The organism is Paenibacillus sp. FSL F4-0125 (assembly GCF_038008565.1).
Classification (GTDB): domain Bacteria; phylum Bacillota; class Bacilli; order Paenibacillales; family Paenibacillaceae; genus Paenibacillus_AQ.
Map to the genome: position 1 here is coordinate 3,216,207 of NZ_JBBOZJ010000001.1, position 24,317 is coordinate 3,240,523.

The window sequence follows — 24,317 nt, forward strand, 5'->3', positions numbered from 1 at the left end:
CGTCAACTCCTCGGAGTAGACGTCTTTATTATATTTACTGTGAAGTTGTAAATACTTTAATATGATATGTAATTTGGTATAACTCGATAATTATGAGAAAATGATCATCGGAACGAGTTGAACTTTTGAATATATTATTAGGTTAGGATGATCTTCCATGAAAATTATGCTTGTCGAGGACGATAGAACGATAGCATCAGGACTTGAATATTCATTACAGCAGGATCATTTTGAAACCCTTCTATGTTATGACGCCACCTCAGCCAAAGCGGTGTTATCTGAGCAGTTATCAGAGCTCACCTTATGCATCTTTGACCTCTCACTTCCGGATGGAAGCGGTTATGAATTATGCAAACTCGTGAAAGCGCAAAGTGATATACCTGTAATTTTTTTAACGGCGATTGATGATGAGGTCAATGTGGTGATGGGACTCGATATGGGGGCAGATGATTACATAACCAAGCCTTTTCGGATTCGGGAGCTGCTTTCGCGGATTAAATCGGTGTTAAGGAGATATAACAAGCAAGCACAGACCCAATCCATGATTGAATTAGACAATATACGTATTAACACACTGGAAGGTAAGGTTTATAAGAACAGCGATGAAGTGCTACTGACCGCATTAGAATATCGATTGCTACTGATCTTTGCTAATCATGTGGGGCAAGTTCTCTCGCGAAATCAATTGCTAGAGCGGATCTGGGATGTAGCTGGAGAATTCGTGAACGATAATACATTGTCAGTTTACATAAAAAGACTTAGGGAAAAGTTAGAAGATAACCCCCAAGAACCTACACTGATCAAAACAGTTCGTGGGTTGGGTTATAAGGTTGGTGATTAGGTGCTTCGTAATAAAGAAATCAGATGGTTATTGTTGACGATGTGCTTGATTAGTCTTGTGGCCGCAGCCGTAGCAACATTTATATCACTGGAGGCGTTGGGAATCACAGCTGTGACTTCGGCTTTGCTGATAGGCTGCAGTTTAGTATTTACTCGCTGGAGATACGGTGAAATTGAAAAGCTCTCTGGATATCTGCGTCAAATCAGTAGTGGGAATTATACGCTTGATGTTCGTGATAATCAGGAAGGTGAGCTTAGTATCCTGAAGAATGACATTTATAAAGTGACGTTAATGTTATCCGAGCAGAGCGCTCAATTACAAGAAGATAAACTGAAGCTCACCAATGCGATTTCGGATATCTCTCATCAGCTCAAAACCCCGCTTACCTCCATGACTGTGATGGCCGATTTATTAAGTGACCCGGAGCTGCATGTGGAGAAAAGAATGGAATTTACACGGAAGATTACTGTTCAACTCGAACGAATTGGATGGTTAGTTTCCTCATTATTAAAGTTCTCCAAGATCGATGCTGGAACTATTCATTTTAAAAAAGATCAAGTTCAAGTGAAGAAGCTAGTTCAAAAATCTTTGGAGCCCATGTTAATTCCAATGGATATTAAAGAACAACGGATCCTGATTGATGGAGAAGATAGCATCAAATATGCGGGCGATCTCAATTGGACAACTGAGGCGATCATTAATATTCTGAAAAACTGTGTAGAGCACACACCTGCTGGGGGAGAAATTTCGATTTCTTTTGCAGAAAATGCACTGTATACGGAAATTATCATAACAGATAACGGCAAAGGAATCCCAAAGGCAGAGCTCCCCTATATCTTCAAACGATTCTATAAAGGTAAGAATGCAAGCGAAGATAGTGTAGGGATAGGACTTGCCCTAGCACAAAGCATTATCACAGGCCAAAACGGAACGATTGATGTGAAGAGTGAAGTGGGAAAGGGCTCGCAATTTCAGATCAAATTTTATAAGCAAGTCATTTAGCACTTATGGCTTAGTGACTAGAATGTCACTTTAGAGTCACTGGATAGTCATTGTAGACAGATATACTGATCTCATCAACAAATGGAGGTCTAACAATGGACATTTTAAAGATTGAACATCTGTCTAAAACATATGGAAAAGGCGAAACAGCGGTAAAGGCACTGGATGATGTATCTTTTTCGATTAAAAAAGGGGAATTCGTAGCGATTATCGGGCCATCTGGCTCCGGGAAATCGACCATTCTACACTTATTAGGCGGAGTGGATAGACCGACAAGCGGCAAAGTATTCGTAGATAACACGGATATTTATGAATTGAATGAAACACAGCTGGCGATCTTTAGACGCAGACAAATTGGGCTGATTTATCAGTTCTATAATCTTATACCGGTCTTAACGGTCGAAGAGAACATCACACTTCCTTTACTCCTTGATCAGCACAAGGTAGATAAGAAACAATTTGCGGATACTGTAAAGGCGTTAAATTTGGAGAATCGCTTAAACCATCTCCCGAATCAGCTCTCAGGCGGGCAACAACAGCGGGTCTCTATTGGTAGAGCGTTAATTAGTAATCCCGCAATCATGCTGGCAGATGAGCCAACCGGTAATCTGGATAGTAAGAACAGCGGTGAAATTATAGATTTATTAAAAATGTTTAATAAAACCTATAATCAAACACTGATTGTCATTACTCATGATGAACGGATTGCATTACAAGCGGATAGAGTAATTACCATTGAAGATGGAAGGATCGCCAAAGATGAGGTGATTCGTCTGTGAATATCGTAAATAGATTAACGCTTAGACATTTGAAGCAAAATAAACGAAGAACATTGGTTACTATCATTGGAGTCATCATTTCTGTGGCTATGGTGACGGCTGTGGCAACGCTTGGTTTTTCATTTATGGAATTAATGAGGAAGCAGAGTATCTCAACAAATGGAGAATGGCATGTTCAATATAGAAATGTTACTAAAGCTCAGCTTAAAGCGATAGAAGCGGATGATGCAACGAAAACACTTGTCATCTCAAATGATCGTGGCTATGCCCCTTTAGAGGGGGGACAGAATGAGAACAAGCCCTATTGGTATATTAAGGAATATAATTTAGCTGGTTTTAAACAATTTCCGATTGAACTTCTGGATGGAAGACTCCCGAAGACTAACTATGAAGTCATCATTTCTGAGGAAATCGCAAAAAACGCTAAAGTAACATACAAGATTGGTGAAACTTTAACTCTCGATGTCGGAGAGCGAGTCACTAGAGATGATAAAAATAGTGGGCAGCCCTTATCTCAGAACGAACGATTACGGACTGAAGAGGATACCCTGAATGAAGAGATCATTCATAAAAAACCAATGAACTACACGATTGTGGGAGTGATAAAGCGCCCTACTTGGGAACCAACATGGTCCCCGGGTTATACTGCTCTAAGTTATGTGGATGAAAGCTTGATTGGAGCAGCTGAAAAAACCACAGCGACGGTTGTATTAAATAAGGTGGATAGCTCCATATATAAGCATGCAGAGGAATTGGCACAAGAAAACAATATCGAGTCGATCTCTTATAATAATAGTCTGCTCCGCTATTATGGTGTGACGAATAACGATGGCTTACGTAACACACTTCTTTCATTGTCAGTCATCGTTATGACTGTGATTATCATTGGCTCTGTTTCTTTAATCTATAATGCTTTCGCAATTTCTGTCTCGGAACGTGCACGCCATTTAGGAATGCTCTCCAGCGTAGGTGCTACAAAGAGGCAGAAGCAGAATTCAGTGTTTTTTGAAGGGATGATCATCGGTTTAATTAGTATACCTATTGGGATCCTTTGCGGAATTACAGGAATCGGGATCACTTTTATGTTTATCAATTCGATGATTCAAGATGTTTTAGGGATAACAGAAAAATTAACGTTGGTTGTTACTCCTCTATCTCTTCTAACCGCTTGTGTAGTTTCAATTATGACGATTTTTATATCCACCTATCTTCCAGCCCGAAAAGCTTCAAAGATCTCGGCAATTGATGCGATCAGACAATCAACCGATGTTAAGCTCTCTGGTAAAGCGGTGAAGACTTCCAAGTTCGTTCGCAGGTTGTTTGGAATTGAAGCAGAGATTGGTTTGAAGAATTTAAAGCGAAATAAACGCAGGTACCAAGCAACCGTGTTCTCACTTGTCATTAGTATTGTTTTGTTTTTATCCGTATCTTCGTTCACTACTAATATGAGAAAGTCGGTAGAACTCTCACAGGATGGTTTGAACTACGATATCCAAGTTTATATGGGGACTGAGGACGCTCAAAAAGTAGCTCGGTTGACGAAATCGATATCTGCCTTACCTAATATAACGGAATATAATGTGATCAGGGAACTAAGCTTGAGTTCATGGATTGATGAAAAAGATATGGCAAAAGAATTGCAAGAGATCGTGGAGAAGGATAGCAGTATTTTAAAGAATGGGAAATATCCTTACTACATTCAGATCCATGCCCTAAATGAACAGAGTTTGAGAACCTATGCAGAATCGGTCGGTGTAAGTTATGAACAATTAACGGATCTCAATCAGATGTCAGCTATTGTGAATGATACCGTCACCTTTGAGGATGAGAGCGCCAAAAAGATTATTGAGACCAAAGCTCTTCATTCGGAAATCGGTCAGAAGCTTGATTTAATTTATACGGATTGGAACACAGAGAAAGAGACGAAATTACCACCAGTAGAAATTGTCGCTTTAACTGATAAACGCCCTATGGGTGTTCATTCAGCACTAGTTGGTGGATTAAACATCATTGTCTCTGAACAAGTCTTTGATCAATTAACAAATGATACGATGAGTAACGATATACAAAGCCGACTAAACCTGAACAGCTCTGATCCATTAGCGACACAACAGGCCATTGAGGAAATGAAAGAGCGGAATGTCTATGTCCAAAATGTGTTTCAAAATAGACAAAATAGTGAGCAGATGATTATGTTAATGTCTATTTTCACCTATGGTTTTATTGCTTTGATTACATTAATATCGATTGCGAATATTTTCAATACGATATCAACTAGCATATCACTTCGTAAAAGAGAGTTTGCGATGTTGAAGTCTGTAGGGATGACGCCAAACGGTTTTAATAAAATGATTAATTATGAAAGTATCTTCTATGGGATAAAATCACTACTTTTCGGGCTTCCGATTAGCATAATCGTGATGTACTTGATCTATAGATCCATGATGAGTAGTTTCTCCTATGGATTCGCACTTCCGTGGATGAGTATCTTGTATGTCATAGTCGCTGTCTTTATCATCGTTAGCTCAGCTATGCTGTACTCCAGTTCAAAAGTGAAGAAGGAAAATATTATTGATGCTTTAAAACAGGAGAATATATAAAGATTAGCCGCGATAATCGCGGCTTTTTTTGTTTCATATATGACACGAACGGTATGTTATTACATATAAATCCCTATGATATAATGTATTCAATTGAATTTAACAGATTATAACTTTAGAGGCAGGTGTCAACGCTTGAGAATGGTCGTCGTGATTGGCGGGGGAATTACTGGATTGTCTACCGCTTACTATCTACAGAAATCTATAGAGCATAAGAAGCTAGATGTAAAAATCATTTTGGTTGAAGCCAGCGATAGACTGGGCGGAAAAATCAGAACACTGCGACAGGAAGATTTCATTATGGAATCAGGTGCAGATTCTATTGTTACTCGCAAAACGAATGTTGCCCCATTAATTGAAGAACTTGGCATGCAAGATGAGGTCGTATATAACGCGACAGGAATATCATATATCTATACAGAAGGTAAGCTGAAGCAAATTCCTAAAGATGCAGTCTTTGGCATCCCTCTCAGTATTGAATCGCTTGCTACAACAGATCTGATCTCTGCTGAAGGTAAAGTTGAAGCACTTAAAGATTTCTATACTCCGAATGATCGTTTTACGAAAAACGATTCTGTAGGTGATTTTCTGGAAGCTTTCTTTGGAAAAGAACTTGTCGAGAAGCAAATATCACCCGTCTTATCAGGTGTATATTCCGGGAAATTGAATGAACTTACCATCGCCTCGACCCTTCCTTATTTAATTGATTATAAAAATGAATTTGGAAGTATTATTCAGGGGTTGTCTGCGAATAAGGCTAAATTCCAGGGGAACGGCGATAAAAAGTTTATGTCTTTTAAGGGTGGCGTATCTGCCCTGGTTGATGCCATGGAAGAACAGCTGTCCGGCGTAGAGATCATCAAAGGGATTCGGGCCGAGCGCATTGCAAAGGATGGAGAACGGTACCGGGTAACTCTGGCAGATGGACGTATCTTAGACAGCGATTTTGTCGTACTAGGAACGATGCATTCTACTGCACAAGCATTACTTCAAGACGAAGCGCTGAATGAAGATTTCAATCAGTTGTTAAACAGCTCTATGATTAGTGTGTATCTAGGATTTGATATACCTGATAGTCAGCTGCCAGCGAACGGTACAGGGTTTATTACCGCCAACAGTGATGATGTTCTATGTAATGCTTGTACGTGGACAAGTCGCAAGTGGGAGCACACATCTGGACAACAACGTCTGCTCGTCAGACTGTTTTATAAGAGCTCAGGACCGCATTATGAGCCCTTGATTAAGCTCTCAGAAGAGGAATTATTACAGGTGGCGTTGAAAGATATACAGACCAGTCTTGGGATTACTGGACAGCCAGTAACCTACGACGTGACCAAATGGCATGATGTTATGCCAAATTACCACATGCGCCATCATGAGATTGTAGTATCCTTAGAGAAGAAGATTGCAGATCATTATCCTAACGTTATCCTTGCCGGATGCTCTTATTATGGTGTGGGTATTCCAGATTGTATTGCTAATGGAGAGAAGACAGCCAAGCGCATTTTGGAGGAACTGACTTCAAATTGATGAAAAGGAGGGTGTACAATCGTGAAAAGATTAGCGATAAGCTCTATGCAAAGTCTAGACTATAAACAACGGCGGTTGTTTGTATAGAGCGAATAAAATTTGATTTACCGCCAGTGCATTGTGCATTGTTGTTTTTAGAATAGACTTTGCTACCTTCAAACTCATAAAAAGTTTAAGGAGCAGAGCGATTATGAAATATGTAAATGCTGATACGATTTTTCCAAAAGAATTACTAGAGGAAATTCAGAAATATATTAACGGTGGTTTAGTGTATATCCCAAAGCCTGAAGAAGCACATGTAAAATGGGGCGAGAAGTCAGGGAGCAGAAAATACTTAAGATCTAGAAACATTGAAATCTGTCTAAGGTTTGCTGTTGGTGCAACGGTTGACCAGCTTTCGGATGAATATTGCCTATCAAGAGACAGTATTAAGAAGATTGTTTACACAAAAAAATAGCTATAATCCTAAAAATCCACGTTAGAGGAAGCTCTGACGTGGATTTTTGGGACTTAATTATCATTCAATCTTAAATACCTTACTTCTTCCGATATTTATCGATCCCATCTACAAACTGTCCTTCATATTTAAAGACTTCATCCATCTTTTTATTTGCTGCTTTAAAAGCAGTGCTGGAAATTTTCGTTTTGTATAAGGCCTCTTTCATCATTGTCATTACTTCTAGTTACTTTAGTGTAATTAGGGATGATCACATTATTAAACGCTGTATAGCGTTGTTTTCTATTGTTTCCTGTATCTATTCTGTTCTTTACATATGCCTCAGAGGAAATTTTGAATATGTAAGACTGGTCATTTCAGCTAGTAACCGAACTTTTATTTTAATCGTTCAACCACTGATCTTGTATTCCATAAAATTCCTGATTCCTCCTGAGTTTTACTAAAAATTGTTTCTTCACAAATACCAACTATATTTTAAAGTTCATTACCTACGAGGTGGAAGATTCATAGCAGACAAAACATACTTAGATTTATGGATACGAAAAACAAGAAAAGCAATTCGGAATGCCTTTAGATACTCCTTCTGATATCGCAGCTTGGTATGGAACATCTGCAATCATTGGTCCAATTTCCATGTGGCTTGGCAATGATATGCCCTATACCCCTAAATATTTAGCAGAGCGAATTATACAGTTAAATCCATTTGTCCCTGCAAATAATAAATACAAAATAGTGAAACATTTCACTTTTAAAATTTTAATTAACACAAGCTTATTAACTGTCGTTTTATTAACGCTTTCAGTTTTATTGTAGATTGCTAAGCTCCACAATAACTACTACCATTTAGTAATAGATAGTAATAAGGAGTGTGTTAAGAATGATGAAGGTCGGTATTTATCACGGTAAAAATAGTGTGGGGATAGAAGAGAGGCCAATACCTGGAGTAGGGCCTAAAGATGGTTTGGTTCGTTTTTTACCGGTGGAATTTGTGGGACAGATATTAATATCGTAAAAGCAGGCTCTGAAATGGGTATCCGTTTCGGTTGGAAATTTGGTCACGAAATGTTCGGTGAGATTGTCAAGTTAGGTTCTGAAGTGGAAAAGAATTTAAACGTGGGCATGCGTGTAGGTGTGAATCCAATTACTGCAAAACGTGCAGGTCGTCGTTATTCGTTGGAGGTAGGAGCCTTTAGTGTACAACCCAAACAAGGTGAAAAAATCGTAATTCTCGGAGCGGGTCCTATTGGTTTATCTGCTGCTGCAGGATTAATAGGGGAAGTAAATGTTTACGGCGTTAACATGCCAAACGTAGATGCTTTTGTAGACGCAGCGGGTGCTCCGATATTATTTTAACAAGTGATGCAGATTGTAAAGCCACAAGCAAGAATTGCAATCATTGCGGTTTATAAAAATGAAGTACCTATTAGCCTTGCTCAAGTGATGAGTAAAGAAGTTAACATAGTTGGAACTAGTGAATACACACATGAAGATATTGTAAAGGTTATTGAACATATTAACGACAAGAAACCGAATATCTCTACAATGGTGACACAGTCCTTTAAATTAGAGGATATTCAAGCAGCCTTCGATAAAGCCATTGAAGCTGAAGAAACGATTAAAGTCATCGTAGATTTAACTTGATTGTAGACTGAAAAAAGCTCATATGAGCTTTTTTTAGTTTAGATGAATAATGACTTTATATAAAATTCAGTTCAAATCAAATATGGCATATAACTAGAGTAACGTCGTGATTATACTAAGTACAGAAGTAACAATAATGAAGCAAACGTGGGGGTATGATGGAAATTAAACTTGTTCCAGTAACGTTTGAAGATAAAGCGGTACTGTCTAATCTATATCAACTTTACTATTATGATTTCAGTTTATTTACGGATCAAGATGTGAATCAGCATGGAGAATTCGAGGTGGATATTGATTATTTTTGGGAAGGGGATCATCGATGGAATCCTTATCTGATCGAGGTTTCAGGAAACTTAGCTGGATTTGTGGTTGTTCTTTTTGAAAACTTAGATACAGACCCAGATCCAACTCATGTGGTCTATGATTTTATGATTTTGCAGAAATACAGAAGAAATGGAATAGGTACTGCTGCCGCAATAAAAACACTTGATCTATTTAAAGAAGCTAAATGGAAACTGGCTCAAATGGAAAATAATAAACCTGCCATAGCTTTCTGGCGAAAAGTGCTTAAGGATTATACAAAAGATAACTACACAGAACGTTATTTAAGTGATTGCCATAAATACATCCAAGCATTCGATGGGAGGGAGTGAATGAAATGAAGATCACCGTAACATTAACTGACAGCACAACGAAGTTTATGATTAATAATCTCTACCCGCTATACTTACACGATCTATCAGAGATATGGGGGAACCTTCCTAATCAATACGGGGTATACGAGGATAATGAAACACAGACGCTGAATGAACAGAATAAAGTCTTCGACATCTGGTGGGAGAAGCCGGGGATTTTATATCCTTATTTAATAAAAAAGGATGGAATTCCTGCTGGCTTTGCATTAGTAGCCACACCACCTCATACACCACCAGGTTGTGAATTTTATTTAAACGAATTCTTTATCCTGCGGCCCTTCCGAGGCACGGGAATTGCTGAATATGCGGCTAAGGAGGTTCTTAATCTTCATATTGGAAAATGGGAGCTACAGACGAACCCCACGACTACAAATAGGAGAGCCCAGCACTTTTGGAGAAAGACACTGAAGAAATATACTAGTGATAGCTTTCAAGAAGAATGTAGGAAGTCTTATGATGATGAATTAAAGATGATTTTTAATTTTAATAATGGATTAGGCTCCCGTCCCGAGTCATCTCAACTTTAATAATAAGCTTTTATAATAACAGCCTGTCTGACCATTATGGTTAGGCAGGCTGTTTGTGATCTCATCAAAGTTTAAGGAGCAGAACAATTATGAAATATGTAAATGCAGATACAGTCTTCCCAAAAGAGTTACTACAAGAAATACAGAAATATATAAATGGTGGTTTAGTCTACGTGCAACCGTTGACCAGCTCTCAAGTGAATACTGTCTTTCTATGGATAGTATTAAGAAGATCGTTTATACTAAAAATAGCCGTCCAGCCACTAAGGTTGGACGGCTATTACATTTATTTGAAGCGTTTAACTCGCAAATATATGCTTACCAATTTTTAAGTTCTGAGGACGTGACCAGATCCAAGCACTTGTAGCTGTATCTGGATTGAAATAATAGATCGAATTGTTTGTTGGGTCCCAACCACGGACAGCATCAAGTGCAGCTAAATAGGCAGTCCGGTTTGGAGTAAGCCAGTATTGACCGTCAGATACGGCTGTAAATGCACCTTTTTGAAATACTACGTCTTTAATATTGTTTGGGAATTGACTAGATTGTATGCGATTCATAACTACAGCGCCAACTGCAACTTGGCCTTTATAAGGCTCACCGCGAGATTCACTGTAGATAACTTTAGCCAATATGTCCATTTCCTCAATATTAAGCGTATATTTTTTTAGTGTATTCCATGTTTTCATGCCAGTAACACCATCGGCGCTTAATCCGTAGGCTTTTTGAAATTTAGCAACGGCTGCTTTCGTTTGTGATCCATATACACCATCTAAAGGCTGAGTATAGAAATCCAGAGTCTTCAATCGATACTGAAGATCCCATACATCTCCTGAAGAACTTCCTACGGTTAATACCGGAGCAGCGCTAGCAGAACCGATCATAGTAGCCATACTTACCAGACCCAAAAGAAGCAACAAAGTGAATATTTTAGTCTTCATTATAGTAGCCTCCTTTCAGAAAACATTATAAATAACCTTCAATAACGGAGACAACACTCATTTATTGGTAATCCAATTAACGTCTTACAATTTTCAAAATAATATTTTCGGTTTGTGATCTTCTGAAATGGGTAAATTAATAGTCAAAGGCATATAAAACTTCGGAGGTCCTTATATGAAAAAGCAATTAATTCTACTCATGTTCGCCGCTGCTCTCGGTCTAAGTGCATGCAGTAATGATAATAGCTATGGCAATAAGATGTCCTCAAACAATACACAGATGGAACATTCCTCGCACTCTAGCTCAGGTGAGGTACCTAATGATGTGAAGGTGGCGGAGAATCCAGCTTATAAAGTTGGAAGTCAAGCGATCATCCAAACGGACCATATGGACGGGATGAAGGGGGCTACAGCAACCATAGTTGGAGCTTTTGATACCACGGCGTATACCGTTTCTTATAGACCCACAACAGGTGGATTTCCAATTACAAATCACAAGTGGATTATTCATGAAGAAATCAAAAAAGCTGCTGATAAACCTTATGAAGCAGGCTCGGAAGTCGTGATGGAAGCCGACCATATGAAAGATATGAAAGGGGCAACCGCTCAAATTAACGCGGCGGAACAAACGACGGTATACATGATTGATTTCACACCTACAACGGGTGGAGATAAAGTAACCAACCATAAGTGGGTAACGGAAGATGAGCTTTCGCCTGTAAACTAATAGGTTAGCGTAAAAAAAAATTACAATACCAAAAACAGCAACTTACCCATGCTTAAATGAGTAAGTTGCTGTTTTTGTTGTCTTATAGTTAGCTCCTACTGAGCATTTTCGAATGAAAAAGAGTAGGTTGTTCATTAATTTATATACATTAGCTTTTTTAGATAGAATTACGGGGGACAGAAGCTGAAAAAATTAATAATAAATTAGAAAATCACCAAACTTATTAGAGGTCTCTCTGCGTCTAGCTAATGAGTGTCATCGGAAGGCACTTATAAATAGAGATGGAGGATGACGAGATATGAACAAGACAACAAAAAATCTATTTAAAATGAGTGCAGTAGGGTGTGCGGCAATTATGGGGGTGAGCATAGCTTCCTTACCGGTTCATGCTATGACACCCACAGCAGTAGTAACTAATGTTTCTTCAACGGCACAATCAACTACCCCTGCACTTACTGGTGTTAAGATCCAGGAAAAGGTACTTAGCACATCAAGTAAATATTTGATCGCTGATATTAAAGTACCGCAACTAACAGGCATGCTGGACAAGCAATACCAAGATGAGCTGAATGATATTATCCTGTCTCAGGCTGAAAAGGATTTAACACAATGGGAGAAAGACGCCGCGGAAATGGGCCACAAAGCACAAGCAGGTAAACAAGACTTCCATCCATGTACTCTTAATATTACTTATGAACTGAAGTCTGATGGAACAGGTAATCCAGCAGGTGTTATCTCCTTGAAGGTGATTACTGAAGGTTCTGAAGGCGGAACTAGCATGCCGCGGATAGATACTTATAATGTGAACAACGCAGCGGAGGCACAACGAGTTACTCTTTCGGATTTGCTGGGTGCTAACTACAAAGAGAAGCTCGATGCAGATATTCTTGCAGAGATTAAAAAGGATCCAGATAAATATTTCTTGGAAGAGTACAAAGGAACTTTTGTTGAGCAGTCGTTTTTTATCGAGAAAGATGACTTAGTGATCGTATTCCCTAAATACAGTATTGCACCAGGATATGTAGGATCACCAGAGTTTCGTTTCAGCTTAAATCATAATTCCACGGACGTTGCAAAGCTTGATTTGAAAAAAATAGCAAGTTTCACCAACAAAGACGGTGTACTGATGCTGTCATTGCGTGATTTAGCCAATCAATTGAACTATGAACTGAAGTGGAATCAAGCTACCAAAACATCAGAGTTAATGAAGGGAGCACAATGGGCGAGTGTTTCTATTAACAAAGATTCTTATTTCATAGCAAAAATGGCTCCCAAAGCATTAGGCACTGCACCCGTACTTCAAGATAATAAAACATATGTCCCTGTCCAATTTGTAACAGATATTTTACACATTGAAGTACAGAGTAATTAATGAAAAGACATCTGGCAGGTTACTCTGCCAGATACTTTTTTAATTTTATAACATTTTCACTTGCTTACAGAACTTTTCATACGGTTACAGCGTCTTACTAATGAACGATAAATCGACGGTAAGGACTGAAACATAATGAAAGACAACACGAAGCTTTTCAGAAAAAATATGAGGAGCCAGTCGTCTTCACAATCTGTAGGCGGCAGGCGTTATGTGCCAGGAATTGATGGTCTAAGGGCTTTATCAGTACTTGCTGTAATCGCATATCATTTGAATCTGAATTGGGCTGAGGGTGGACTTCTCGGCGTTGGAATATTTTTTGTAATCTCAGGATATCTCATTACTGACCAAATCATTACCCAGTGGGAACGGCACCGAAGACTGAACCTTTTAGACTTTTGGGTTCGTAGGGCGCGGAGGCTGTTGCCTGCGATGATCGTCATGCTTTTTGTGGTCGCTATTTGGCTCTTAATTATAGAACCCTCAAGATTGTTCGGGCTCAAGGGTGACTTTATGTCTTCCTTATTTTACGTTAACAACTGGTGGTTAATATTTCATAATGTTTCCTATTTTGCAAGCTTTGGCCCCCCTTCTCCGATCGGGCATTTGTGGTCACTTTCCATTGAAGGACAGTTCTATATTCTATGGCCGATCGTTCTTATCATTGTGATGAAAATTGCTCGTCAGCGGGGTAGGCTTATTGCATGGGTTTTAGCTTGCGCTGGGGTCTCAGCTTTAGCGATGGCATTGATCTACGTACCGGGCACAGACCCGAGTAGAGTATATTATGGAACGGATACCCGAGTATTTGCACTTCTCATTGGGGCAGCACTTGCAATTGCTTGGCCAAGTCAGAAACTAAATGACAAGGTCTCGGAGCCGGCTCAGCGTATGCTTGATCTTGTTGGGGGAGTAGGGCTCATACTATTGTTGGTACTTTTTAATCAGGTTAATGAGTTTGATGATTTGCTCTACCGTGGCGGGTTTTTAATAATTTCTTTGATTGCTGCAGTAGTTATTGCTGTACTCGCTCATCCTGCCAGCCGTTTGGGGGCGATTGTAGGCTGCAAACCTTTGCGTTGGATCGGGGTGCGATCATATAGCTTGTACATATGGCATTTTCCAGTCATTATTCTTAGCAGTCCGAATGTGAATACTGAAGAGAGCAGCATGCTTCGTATCATCATTCAGGTAGCGGTAAGCTTTCTATTAGCATCATTGTCATATAAGTATGTAGAGGAGCCCATTCGGCGAGGTTCATTTAAAGAGACTTGGAAGAACATCAGCGTAAAACGACGTGGTGGCATTCGTCCAGGCTTCTTAATGGCTATTATAGCGGTGATTTTTATACCTATTGCATGCAAAGGTTATTTGTTAAACGCTGGATCTGATACGCCTGCAATTGAATCGGCTGATCTGCAGTATGAACAACAACAGCTACAACAGCAAGGGCAACAACTGCAGCAGCAAGAGCAACAAGATACGGGAATAAAGGATGATCCGATGGACCACAAACCGATAGATAAGAGTGCAACTGATAAATCATCAATACCAGCCATGGCAACAGCTACATCTAAACCTGATGTGAAAAAGCCAGAAACTAAGGTGGAGGCTACAAATTCAGGAGTGGATAAGGCTGATTCAGAAGTAACAAAACCTGTTCCTGAAGAAAAGGAACCTATGGCAGAGAAGAGTCAATCTGGAAAGGATGTTACGGCCATCGGAGATTCTGTCATTTTGGACGTAGCACCCTACCTCACAGAGAAATTACCCGGTATTGTCATCGAAGGAAAGATCGGCCGGCAGATGGTGAAAGCTCAAGAGGTAGTGGATCAGCTTAAAGCTCAAGGCCGGTTAGGTAAAAAGGTTATTATTGAGCTGGGGACTAACGGATCTTTTAGTTCAAAGCAATTACGTAGTCTACTGGATTCACTAAGTGATGTTGAGCAGATTCTTTTGGTCAACACTCGCGTCCCAAGAAAGTGGGAGAATAATGTGAATCACAATATTTCAATAGTTTCCAGTGAATATAGTAATACAACCGTAGTAGACTGGTATTCTGCTAGTGAAGGGAAAGACAACTACTTCTATGAAGACGGAGTGCATTTGAAACCTGAAGGCTCTAAGTTTTATGCCTCACTTCTTGAAAAAGCTTTGGAAGCTGAATAAAAAAAATAAAATCTCCAAACTTTTTGAACTCGCGATACGTCTTACACCTATTACAACACTTGATAACAAGCAGAGAAGGATAATCTACAATGTTGAATAGGAAATCCGAAAAAATACTCACAAATTGTATCATCGAAAACAAAGAAAATGTCTACAGACTCGCCAACAGCTATGTTAAAAACAAAGAGGATGCTCTCGATATTGTTCAGGATTCCATTTATAAAGCGATGGACAATCTTGAATTGTTGAAGAATCCTGATGCCGTGAAAAGCTGGTTTTATCGTATTGTCGTGAATACTTCATTAGACTTTCTGCGAAGAAACAAAAGAATCCAGACGATGGAGCCAGAGATGATTGAAACCTATTGTCCTGGTGCAGAGGATGTTTACTCGGATATAGATTTGAAAAGAACCCTTGAAGATCTGCCGATAAAATACCGAAGCGTGATCGTATTGAGATACTTTGAAGACATGAAGATTAGTGAAGTGGCTGAAGTTCTTAATGAGAACACTAATACGATAAAAACGAGACTGTATCAGGCACTTCAGTTATTACGAGTGAAACTGAAGGATGAAGCCTCAAAGGAGAATATGTAAGATGGAAGACCACTTAAAAGATTTAAATAAAGAATATAGCGAGATTCCAATTCCAGAACAATTAGATTTAATTGTGAATCGCTCTTTGAAGCTTTCGCTTAAAAAAAGAAGAAGAAAACAATTGAAATATAAATGGTTCGCTAGTGTGGGTGTAGCCGCTGTTGTCTTTCTGATTGTGATTAACACTAGTGTAACCGTGGCGAGTGCATTATCCTCTATCCCAGGAGTCGATCGGTTAGTTAAAGTGCTAACCATAAAAGAATATATTGTAGCGGAGGATAACTATGATGCCAATATCAAAGTTCCGGCCGTTACGAACATGGAGAACAAGGATTTGGAGCTTGGATTAAACAACAAGTACTTGATCGAGAACAAGGCGCTCTATGAAAAGTTTCAATTTGAGATTGAACAGTTGAAGAAGCAAGGCGGAGGTCACTTAGGTCTGGACACGGGTTATGAAGTCAAAACGGACAATGATCGTATTTTCTCCATTGGAAGATATGTTGTGGAAACTTCAGGTTCTTCTTCTGAGGAAGTTACTTTTGATACGATAGACAAAGTGAACCAAATCCTTATTACATTGCCAATGTTATTTAAGGATGAGCAGTACATTGAGCGGATTAGCCAAAATATTAAAGAGCAGATGATTGATCAAATGAAAGCTGACCCCGATATTGTATATTGGATTCCTGAAAGTGGCGATGATATGCCAACGGATATGTTCACTTCCATTACGAAAGATCAGAGCTTCTACATCAATAATGATGGCAAGCTTGTGATTGTGTTTAATAAATACGAAGTAGGGCCAGGTTCTATGGGTTCCGTTGAATTCGTAATTCCTTCGGAAGTCATAGCAGGGGATCTGGTAAGTCAGAAGTATATCCAGTAATAACATAAAGACCGGCAAGAGAATTCTCTCTTTGTCGGTCTTATTTTTGTGAGTCATGTGATTTCTAGTCGTAGATAAAATGCTCCACCACAGCCACAGTCTTCGTTATGTCAGGATTAGAATTGTCGATCACCTTCACATTAGAACTTGTAAGCGGCCACTTCACACTACGATTTCCAAATGATTTGCGAAATTCATCCCAATGCTGGAACTTCCATTCATCTAATGGTGATTGTCGATCGTGAATTCGTGTCCGATACAATTCCTCATTGGCTAGTTCGACCAAGACAACTTTAACCTCAACATCTTGCAGCGAACGTCCGATTCGAGATAATTCACTGCTGATCCAGTCAGGGTTGGCAGCCTCTTGAGTAAAGGGTCCAACCACAAATGCATCCACATCAAGACCAATATTATCAAGCGCCGCGTCCATCGTAATCCGGTAACCCAAATCTCGGCATAATCGTTTGTACTCGGCAGAGTCTCTGTCCGATGGGTCTAATCCGTGTAAGGTCATGATCGCGTCAGCCGCTGGCCGTAAAAGAATATCCATATCAAAAAAGGGGACTTTACGCCCTGAAGCGATCGCCTTAGCTAATGTAGTTTTGCCTGCCCCGGCTGGCCCCAGAAAAAATACAAGTTTGTTCATTACTGACTCTCCTTAGAACATCAATTCAACGTTATAGTCTAGCTCTGAATACTATCATATAGAAGATGGTGAGCAATCGCCAGCGCAAAATCATCATCTGACAGATCGGATCTGAGAACCTGAGATATTTCGCGTTTCGAACCATAATATGATATTTTTTTGCTTCTCCATTGAGTTTTTGTGTAATCCTGCTTATAATATAGCGAGAAAAATAAGAAAAAGGTGTCCATAAATGAGCATATTAAATGTAGAAGGATTAAGTCATGGCTTTGGAGATCGTGCGATCTTCAAGGATGTTTCATTCCGTCTTCTAAAAGGCGAGCATATCGGATTATTCGGCGCTAACGGCGAAGGTAAATCCACTTTTATGAATATTGTTACAGGCAAGCTACAGCCAGATGAAGGTAAAGTTGAATGGTCCAAACGGGTGCGTGTTGGCTACCTCGATCAGCATGCAGTGTTGACCAAAGGAATGACCATTCAAGATGTACTCAGAGGCGCTTTTCAATACCTCTTTGATCTTGAGCAAGAGATGAATGATATGTACGGCAGAATGGGTGACGTGTCGCCCGAAGAGCTGGAAAAGCTGCTTGAAGAAGTGGGTACGATTCAAGATACACTTACAAACCAAGATTTCTACATGATCGATGCGAAGATTCAAGAAACCGCGCGCGGTCTAGGAATCACAGATATCGGATTGGATCGTGACGTAGCTGATCTTAGTGGTGGTCAGCGTACCAAAATCTTACTTGCGAAGCTGTTGCTTGAAAAACCAGATATTTTGCTCCTAGATGAGCCTACGAACTATCTGGATGAGCAGCATATTGAATGGCTGAGACGTTATCTGCAAGAATATGATAATGCATTTATTCTGATCTCACATGATATGCCTTTCTTGAACAGTGTTATCAATCTGATCTACCATATGGAAAATCAAAAGCTAACCCGTTATGTGGGTGATTATGAGCAATTCCAACAGGTCTACGAAATGAGAAAGCAACAGCTTGAATCTGCTTATAACCGTCAGAAACAAGAAATTGCAGAGCTGAAAGACTTCGTTGCGCGTAACAAAGCCAGCGTTGCTACTCGTAACATGGCGATGTCCAGACAGAAGAAGCTCGACAAGATGGAAATTATCGAGATTGCAAAAGAGAAGCCAAAACCACAGTTTAACTTTAAAGAGGGTAAAACTGCGGGCAAGATGATTTTCGAAGCTAAAGAATTGGTTATCGGATATGATACACCGTTGTCCAGACCTCTGAATTTGTTGATGGAGCGTGGACAAAAAATCGCGTTGGTCGGTGCGAACGGGATCGGTAAAACCACCTTGCTTCGCAGCATCTTAGGCGAAATCCAAGCATTGTCCGGTTCGGTAGAACGTGGATACCATCAAGAGATTGGATACTTTGAGCAAGAAATGAAAGAAGGCAATTACAAGACTTGTATCGAGGAGATCTGGGATACATTCCCATCCCTTTCACAGTTCGAAGTACGTGCTGCCCTTGCCAAATGCGGACTTACTACGAAACATATCGAAAGTAAGATTGCAGTTCTAAGTGGTGGAGAAAAAGCTAAAGTGCGTCTATGTAAGCTCATCAACAGTGAGACTAACATTCTCGTACTGGATGAGCCGACAAACCACTTGGATATCGATGCTAAAGATGAGCTGAAACGCGCGCTGAAAGCATACAAAGGCAGCATTCTTATGATTTCTCACGAACCAGATTTTTATCAGGACATCGTGACCGATATCTGGAATTGCGAAGATTGGACAACAAAAGTATTCTAATACAAGCAAAGCTTTATTGAACAAGCCTATGAGGTGTTAACGAATCAGTTACGCTTTATAGGCTTTTTTTACGGATCGTGAGGAGGATCTATGTGTTAGAGAACAAAATGGATCAGCTTAACATTTGTGTTCAACGATTTTTTGGAGAACAAAGAGTAGAAATAATCAGTTTCTCTTGCGAAGATTTAAATTATCAAACGCCTAACTTTACTACATCAGGTATCTTTTCTATTCACGGTCTGGCAATAGTTAATCAAGAGCAGGTTCCATGGTCAATCATATTAAAAATCATCAAGTCGGATAGTGTAGAAAAAGAGGATCCAGCCCATCACAATTACTGGCGCCGCGAAGCGCTAGTCTTTGAATCTAAGATTCTGGATGATCTTCCCGGCTTTATCCAAGCCCCAAAGTGTTATCTTGTTGAAGAGCAAGCAGAAGGGACCATATGGTTATGGTTGGAGCGAATAGACGGGGAATATGCACATACGAAGCAGCAGGTTGATTTTATCGCTGAGCGGTTAGGTCAATTCAATGGAGCTTATCTTACCGGAAAGAAAATACCTGATGAGGATTGGATATGCAGGGGTTGGCTTAAATCATGGACTACAACTAGTAGAATGTATGCGCCTAATCTGGATACTTACATAAATCATTTGCATAGAGATAAAGCGCTAAACATTTGGACATGGTTCCATAGCTTTACTAATCAGATAGAAAGTAACTTGAATGCTCTCAATAGCTTGCCACGAGTACTTGCCCATCAGGACCTCAGTCAGATGAATATGCTGCTGAATCAGGGTGAAATGGAAGAGAAACGTTTAGTTCTGATTGACTGGCAATTTATGAGCATATCCGGCATTGGTGAAGACCTTGGCAAAATGTTTGGCGTAAACATGAGCTTAGGAGTCATTCCTGTTCACCGTTACGAGGATTACAAAGAGTCCTTGTTCCATGCCTACATCAATGGATTAAAGGATACAGGCTGGTATGGGGATGAGCATCTTGCTCGATATGGCTACTGTTTAAGCACTGCTTTACGTAGTATCTGGGAAGTACCTCAATACATTTCTCTGAATGCTCAGCTACAATCGGACCCGTTAAACGCTAGTCTTCAGGAGCGGGTTATTCATTTGGAGCAAATTATTATTATTCATCAAAAAATGGCGCTAGAAGCTGACGCATTAAAATTATGTATAACATAGTTAAATTTAATTCTCACCAGATATAAAAAAAGAGCCCATTCTACATGAGCTCCTTTTTGCTACACCTCAATAATGATGGGGAGAATCATCGGACGTCGTTTCGTTTTTTCGTACAAGAATCTACTCAGGGTCTCCTTAATAGTCTGTTTGATGATATTCCATTGCCCTAGATCAGGCTCACTCATCTTTTGAAGGGTAGAAGTTACAAGCTGGTTAATTTCCTCCATTAAAGTCTCTGAGTTACGGACATAGATGAATCCTCTGGAGATAGTATCCGGTTCGTTTAATAGACGTCCATCTGTTTGACTTAGAGTAATTACTGTAATCAAAATGCCGTCTGCCGATAGCTGGCGACGATCACGAAGCACGACATTCCCGATATCCCCAATGCCAAGGCCATCCACTAGGATCTGTCCAGCAGTCACTTTGCCCGATTGACGGACAACACCTGACGAAGACTCAACGATGTCCCCATTCTTTAGAATAAAGATATTATCGGGGTTAACACCAACTGCCTCCGCCAACAAGCTGTGATGATGAAGCATACGGTATTCACCATGAATCGGTATGAAATATTCAGGTTTCATTAAGGTTAACATTAATTTAAGCTCTTCTTGGCTTGCATGCCCAGACACGTGAAGCTCGCTGCGTGATCCATAGATGACTTTAGCACCAAGTACATATAAATTATCGACAATTCTAGATACATTGCGTTCATTCCCAGGAATGGGATTAGCTGCAATCAGAACAGTATCTCCAGCCTGGATTTCCATCTGCCTATGACTTGAATTAGCCAGTCGCGATAACGCAGCCATGGGCTCACCTTGACTGCCTGTACATAATACAGTTACTTGCTCCGGGGGGAGTTTGGCAGCTTCTGTAGGCTCAATCAGCATGTTATCGGGAATGCTCAAGTATCCGAGTTCTTGGGCAACCCGGACCACATTCACCATACTTCTGCCAAGTAAGGTTAATCTACGGTCTGTTAGATGAGCAGCCTCAATGATCTGTTGTAGACGGTGTACATTTGAAGCAAAGGTAGAGACAAAAATTCTGCGATCTGCTTTCATGAATGCTTCTTCTATATGAGCGCCTACGAGCTTTTCGGAAGGAGTGAAGCCCGGGCGTTCTGCATTGGTACTCTCAGACAGTAGAAATCTTACACCGTTCTTCCCGATATCGGCCATTTTATGTATATCGGGATACTGCTTATTCACAGGGGTCATGTCAAATTTGAAATCCCCTGTATGTACAACGGTCCCTTCTGGGGTATCGAACACAACACCAAGGCAATCCGGAATACTATGATTGGTATTAAAGAACGTTATCGTAAACGCACCTAGCTTTAAAGTGGAGTCAGAATCAATGACGTGAAGCTTGGTTTGAAGTAATAATCCATGTTCCCTCAGTTTATTTTCAATTAGGCCTAAGGTTAACCGGGATGCATAGATCGGAAGATTTAATTGTTTGAGCAGATACGGAATTCCTCCAATATGATCCTCATGTCCATGTGTAACTACTAATGCTCGAATCTTATCAAGATTGCTTAATAAATACGTAACATCAGGAATAATGAGGTCAATTCCCAGCAGACTCTCGTCCGGGAATTTAGAGCCGCAATCAATGACAATAATATCATCAGCATATTGCAGCAAATACATATTCTTACCAATTTCATTCACACCACCTAATGCTGCAATCCAGAGCTGCTTTGCTGCCGCTTTCATTGAAGTCCCTCCCTTAATAAATTCACCTATATTATGTATGAAACACCTTATAATTATCCTTTTATTTAAGTGGTACAATAGAATAACAATAAATTGATACTCGAAGGTTAGGGGAACTATTAATCATGAACATCAGACGAATACAAATGAAGGATAATTATGCAATTGAACAAATTATTAGGGACTGCTTGATGGAGTTCGGAGGGAATAGAGAAGGTTTAGCGTGGGATGATGACAGCTTGCATCATTTATATCAGTACTATACTAATCATGAGAATCGAGCATACTGGATTGTTGAAGAGGAAGGAACTGTGTTAGGAGGTTGCGGAATTGCACCTTTCGGGAAGGAAGAGGACATATGTGAATTACAAAAAATGTATTTAACTTCAACTACTAGAGGTACTGGGGTAGCCACCGAACTATTGAATATTGCGCAGGATTTTGCCAAACTTCATTACAACAAATGTTATCTGGAGACGTTGCAGAATATGCAGGGAGCTAACCGTTTTTATACAAAAAGCGGATTTGAACGTTTAAACGCGCCACTTGCAGGTTCGGAGCATTTTGCTTGTGATGCTTGGTATATAAAAGACTTAACTCGATAGAGAAAAAAATGTGAGCCTGGATTGCCGGGCTTTTTATATGTAACTAGATATTTTTATTTGACAACAAAACCGTCTAGACGGTATAGTAAATAGCAGGGGTGATTAACGTGAACATTAATTCTAAGCGGAAAGCTATTTTACTGGCTGCTTCCGCGGTTGTTAAAAATAATGGCGTGGAGAAGCTGACGCTTGAAGCTGTTGCTAAAGAGGCTGGTGTCAGTAAAGGCGGGCTACTGCACCATTTTCCAAATAAAGAGGCTTTGATCATGGGCATGGTGGAAGAGTTAACGAACGAATTTTTTACTAATGTTCAAGAAAGGGCAATGAGCGCAACCGTAGAGAAAGGAAAGTGGAGTCGGGCTTTTGCTGAAGCTATTGATGAAGATCTTAAAGAAGGCAAAGAGATCGGTACCGCACTTTCGGCTGCTCTTTTTACCAATCCGGATATTCTTAGTAAATTTCATAATCAATATGCAATGTGGCAAAAAAACATAGAGAACGACGGCATTGATCCTGTCCGTGCTACTATCGTTAGGTTGGCAGCAGACGGGTTATGGTATTCTGAGATGTTCGGATTAGGTGTGTTAGAAGATGAATTACGGACTAAAGTCATTCAAGAATTAATAAATATGACGAAGTAAGGAGGCGCGAAATTTGAATTCATATGTATTATTGGCAACAGCGATTATCTTTGAGGTATTTGGCAGTTCAATGCTAAAAGTATCTAACGGGTTTAAAAAGCTATTACCTTCCATTGGAGTGATCCTTGGGATGGGCTTTGCCTTTTATAGTCTTTCGTTAGCGCTTAAAACGATTCCATTAGGGACGGCTTATGCGATTTGGTCAGGGGTGGGTACAGCATTGACAGCCTTAATTGGCGTGCTCATTTATAAAGAGAGCTTTAACCGTAAGAAGTTACTAGGTTTGCTGCTCATTATTGGTGGGGTAATTATTATGAAGCTCTCTGGTGGGGCTCATTGAATTTGGAGGCTGTAGCATGAAACGAAATGTAGGATATATAGCTCTAGGTATAGCGATTGCTAGCGAAGTCGTAGGCACTACTATGCTGAAAATGTCGGAAGGATTCACGCAATTACTCCCATCAATAGGGGTTATTATTGGTTTTATAATCGCTTTTTATAGTTTATCTATAAGCCTTAGAGAAATACCGTTAAGCTTAGCTTATGCGATCTGGTCGGGTGTAGGTACAGTTCTAACAGCGCTTGTGGGTATGGTTGTATGGGGAGATCCATTTGGTATTCTTTCGTTTGCCGGAATAGTATTAATAGTAGGCGGGGTAGTATTATTAAACGCACCTTCTGCTGATCAAGAGAGAGCTCGTTAAATCGGCTCTTTTTTTTGTTTGAATAGATGTCATAGATTCCGTAAATCGCATAGTTTCGTAATAATGGTATCACTTACCTTTTCCGTAGGATTACATCTTATAGTTTGAGCTGCTATTTATCTATAATGAGTGTGTCTGAAAGTGAAGGGAGGGTGTGGTTCTTTTAAATGTGCTCTAAGGTGACTATGTTTGAAAACGCTATCATTAGAGTACTTTGATAGGTTCATTTATTTA

At 39.8% G+C, this 24,317-nt stretch carries 27 protein-coding genes; 23 read left to right on the plus strand and 4 right to left on the minus strand.

Annotated features, from left to right (window positions below):
* Positions 1-157 precede the first annotated feature (157 nt).
* The 6 genes from NST74_RS14160 to NST74_RS14185 all read left to right on the plus strand — a co-directional run bounded on the left by NST74_RS14160 (position 158) and on the right by NST74_RS14185 (position 7,209).
* Positions 158-841 carry a response regulator transcription factor gene (locus tag NST74_RS14160; protein WP_341112673.1) on the plus strand — a complete coding sequence of 228 codons (684 nt, stop codon included), beginning with the start codon at positions 158-160 and terminating at the stop codon, positions 839-841.
* Entirely contained in the window at positions 842-1,843 is a 1,002-nt protein-coding gene (locus NST74_RS14165) for a sensor histidine kinase (protein WP_341112675.1), read from the plus strand.
* 95 nt (positions 1,844-1,938) lie between these two features.
* Positions 1,939-2,622 carry an ABC transporter ATP-binding protein gene (locus NST74_RS14170; protein WP_341112676.1) on the plus strand — a complete coding sequence of 228 codons (684 nt, stop codon included), beginning with the start codon at positions 1,939-1,941 and terminating at the stop codon, positions 2,620-2,622.
* Positions 2,619-5,222, plus strand: coding sequence for an ABC transporter permease (locus tag NST74_RS14175; protein WP_341112678.1), 2,604 nt, complete (start codon positions 2,619-2,621; stop codon positions 5,220-5,222). Before NST74_RS14170 ends, NST74_RS14175 begins: the two co-directional genes overlap by 4 nt.
* 135 nt (positions 5,223-5,357) lie before the next feature.
* Positions 5,358-6,752, plus strand: a complete 1,395-nt coding sequence (locus NST74_RS14180) for a protoporphyrinogen oxidase (RefSeq protein ID WP_341112680.1) — start codon at positions 5,358-5,360, stop codon at positions 6,750-6,752.
* Positions 6,753-6,942: 190 nt separating this feature from the next.
* Positions 6,943-7,209 (plus strand): CD3324 family protein, encoded by a 267-nt coding sequence (locus NST74_RS14185; RefSeq protein WP_042127555.1) that lies wholly within the window; start codon positions 6,943-6,945, stop codon positions 7,207-7,209.
* A 79-nt stretch (positions 7,210-7,288) separates the two neighbouring features.
* Here NST74_RS14185 and NST74_RS14190 read toward each other — a convergent pair whose 3' ends face one another.
* Positions 7,289-7,420, minus strand: coding sequence for a hypothetical protein (locus NST74_RS14190; RefSeq protein ID WP_341112681.1), 132 nt, complete (start codon positions 7,418-7,420; stop codon positions 7,289-7,291).
* Between the two features lie 353 nt (positions 7,421-7,773).
* Here NST74_RS14190 and NST74_RS14195 point away from each other — a divergent pair, with 353 nt between their 5' ends.
* The 6 genes from NST74_RS14195 to NST74_RS14220 all read left to right on the plus strand — a co-directional run bounded on the left by NST74_RS14195 (position 7,774) and on the right by NST74_RS14220 (position 10,072).
* The gene (locus NST74_RS14195) at positions 7,774-8,022 is read left to right on the plus strand and encodes a TetR-like C-terminal domain-containing protein (protein WP_341112683.1); all 249 of its coding nucleotides are present in this window, start codon (positions 7,774-7,776) and stop codon (positions 8,020-8,022) included.
* A gap of 64 nt (positions 8,023-8,086) precedes the next feature.
* On the plus strand, positions 8,087-8,221 hold the full coding sequence (locus tag NST74_RS14200; RefSeq protein WP_341112684.1) for a hypothetical protein: 135 nt from the start codon (positions 8,087-8,089) through the stop codon (positions 8,219-8,221).
* Between the two features lie 14 nt (positions 8,222-8,235).
* A complete protein-coding gene (locus NST74_RS14205) occupies positions 8,236-8,562 on the plus strand; it encodes an alcohol dehydrogenase catalytic domain-containing protein (protein ID WP_341112686.1) in 327 nt (108 codons plus the stop codon).
* Positions 8,563-8,568: 6 nt separating this feature from the next.
* Positions 8,569-8,850 (plus strand): hypothetical protein, encoded by a 282-nt coding sequence (locus NST74_RS14210; protein ID WP_341112688.1) that lies wholly within the window; start codon positions 8,569-8,571, stop codon positions 8,848-8,850.
* Between the two features lie 155 nt (positions 8,851-9,005).
* Complete coding sequence (locus NST74_RS14215; RefSeq protein ID WP_341112690.1) at positions 9,006-9,503, plus strand: GNAT family N-acetyltransferase; 498 nt, start codon at positions 9,006-9,008, stop codon at positions 9,501-9,503.
* A 5-nt stretch (positions 9,504-9,508) separates the two neighbouring features.
* A complete protein-coding gene (locus tag NST74_RS14220; protein WP_341112691.1) occupies positions 9,509-10,072 on the plus strand; it encodes a GNAT family N-acetyltransferase in 564 nt (187 codons plus the stop codon).
* A gap of 299 nt (positions 10,073-10,371) precedes the next feature.
* On the opposite strand, the gene sleB is transcribed toward NST74_RS14220, so the two are convergent.
* Positions 10,372-11,013 (minus strand): spore cortex-lytic enzyme, encoded by a 642-nt coding sequence (sleB, locus tag NST74_RS14225; protein ID WP_445668139.1) that lies wholly within the window; start codon positions 11,011-11,013, stop codon positions 10,372-10,374.
* 175 nt (positions 11,014-11,188) lie between these two features.
* Between sleB and NST74_RS14230 the strand changes: the two genes are divergently transcribed.
* From NST74_RS14230 to NST74_RS14250, 5 genes are all read left to right on the plus strand, one after another.
* A complete protein-coding gene (locus NST74_RS14230) occupies positions 11,189-11,740 on the plus strand; it encodes a YdhK family protein (protein ID WP_341112692.1) in 552 nt (183 codons plus the stop codon).
* A gap of 298 nt (positions 11,741-12,038) precedes the next feature.
* On the plus strand, positions 12,039-13,112 hold the full coding sequence (locus NST74_RS14235) for a stalk domain-containing protein (RefSeq protein WP_341112693.1): 1,074 nt from the start codon (positions 12,039-12,041) through the stop codon (positions 13,110-13,112).
* A 168-nt stretch (positions 13,113-13,280) separates the two neighbouring features.
* Positions 13,281-15,281, plus strand: a complete 2,001-nt coding sequence (locus tag NST74_RS14240; RefSeq protein WP_341112694.1) for an acyltransferase family protein — start codon at positions 13,281-13,283, stop codon at positions 15,279-15,281.
* A gap of 89 nt (positions 15,282-15,370) precedes the next feature.
* Positions 15,371-15,877, plus strand: coding sequence for an RNA polymerase sigma factor (locus tag NST74_RS14245; protein ID WP_341112695.1), 507 nt, complete (start codon positions 15,371-15,373; stop codon positions 15,875-15,877).
* Between the two features lies 1 nt (position 15,878).
* Positions 15,879-16,766: an RsiV family protein gene (locus NST74_RS14250; RefSeq protein WP_341112697.1), complete on the plus strand. Its 888-nt coding sequence runs from the start codon at positions 15,879-15,881 to the stop codon at positions 16,764-16,766.
* Between the two features lie 64 nt (positions 16,767-16,830).
* Here NST74_RS14250 and NST74_RS14255 read toward each other — a convergent pair whose 3' ends face one another.
* The gene (locus NST74_RS14255) at positions 16,831-17,415 is read right to left on the minus strand and encodes an AAA family ATPase (RefSeq protein WP_341112698.1); all 585 of its coding nucleotides are present in this window, start codon (positions 17,413-17,415) and stop codon (positions 16,831-16,833) included.
* Between the two features lie 232 nt (positions 17,416-17,647).
* Here NST74_RS14255 and NST74_RS14260 point away from each other — a divergent pair, with 232 nt between their 5' ends.
* Complete coding sequence (locus NST74_RS14260; protein WP_042188035.1) at positions 17,648-19,204, plus strand: ABC-F family ATP-binding cassette domain-containing protein; 1,557 nt, start codon at positions 17,648-17,650, stop codon at positions 19,202-19,204.
* Between the two features lie 92 nt (positions 19,205-19,296).
* Positions 19,297-20,406 (plus strand): phosphotransferase, encoded by a 1,110-nt coding sequence (locus tag NST74_RS14265; protein ID WP_341112701.1) that lies wholly within the window; start codon positions 19,297-19,299, stop codon positions 20,404-20,406.
* Between the two features lie 59 nt (positions 20,407-20,465).
* Here the strand turns inward: NST74_RS14265 and NST74_RS14270 are convergent, their stop codons facing one another.
* Positions 20,466-22,133 carry a ribonuclease J gene (locus NST74_RS14270; protein WP_341112702.1) on the minus strand — a complete coding sequence of 556 codons (1,668 nt, stop codon included), beginning with the start codon at positions 22,131-22,133 and terminating at the stop codon, positions 20,466-20,468.
* A 125-nt stretch (positions 22,134-22,258) separates the two neighbouring features.
* On the opposite strand from NST74_RS14270, the gene NST74_RS14275 reads away from it, so the two are divergent.
* The 4 genes from NST74_RS14275 to NST74_RS14290 all read left to right on the plus strand — a co-directional run bounded on the left by NST74_RS14275 (position 22,259) and on the right by NST74_RS14290 (position 24,083).
* Positions 22,259-22,738 (plus strand): GNAT family N-acetyltransferase, encoded by a 480-nt coding sequence (locus NST74_RS14275; RefSeq protein ID WP_341112703.1) that lies wholly within the window; start codon positions 22,259-22,261, stop codon positions 22,736-22,738.
* Positions 22,739-22,845: 107 nt separating this feature from the next.
* Positions 22,846-23,379, plus strand: a complete 534-nt coding sequence (locus NST74_RS14280) for a TetR/AcrR family transcriptional regulator (RefSeq protein ID WP_341112704.1) — start codon at positions 22,846-22,848, stop codon at positions 23,377-23,379.
* A gap of 13 nt (positions 23,380-23,392) precedes the next feature.
* The gene (locus tag NST74_RS14285) at positions 23,393-23,719 is read left to right on the plus strand and encodes a DMT family transporter (RefSeq protein ID WP_042127584.1); all 327 of its coding nucleotides are present in this window, start codon (positions 23,393-23,395) and stop codon (positions 23,717-23,719) included.
* A 16-nt stretch (positions 23,720-23,735) separates the two neighbouring features.
* Positions 23,736-24,083 (plus strand): DMT family transporter, encoded by a 348-nt coding sequence (locus tag NST74_RS14290; protein ID WP_341112705.1) that lies wholly within the window; start codon positions 23,736-23,738, stop codon positions 24,081-24,083.
* Positions 24,084-24,317: the final 234 nt, after the last annotated feature.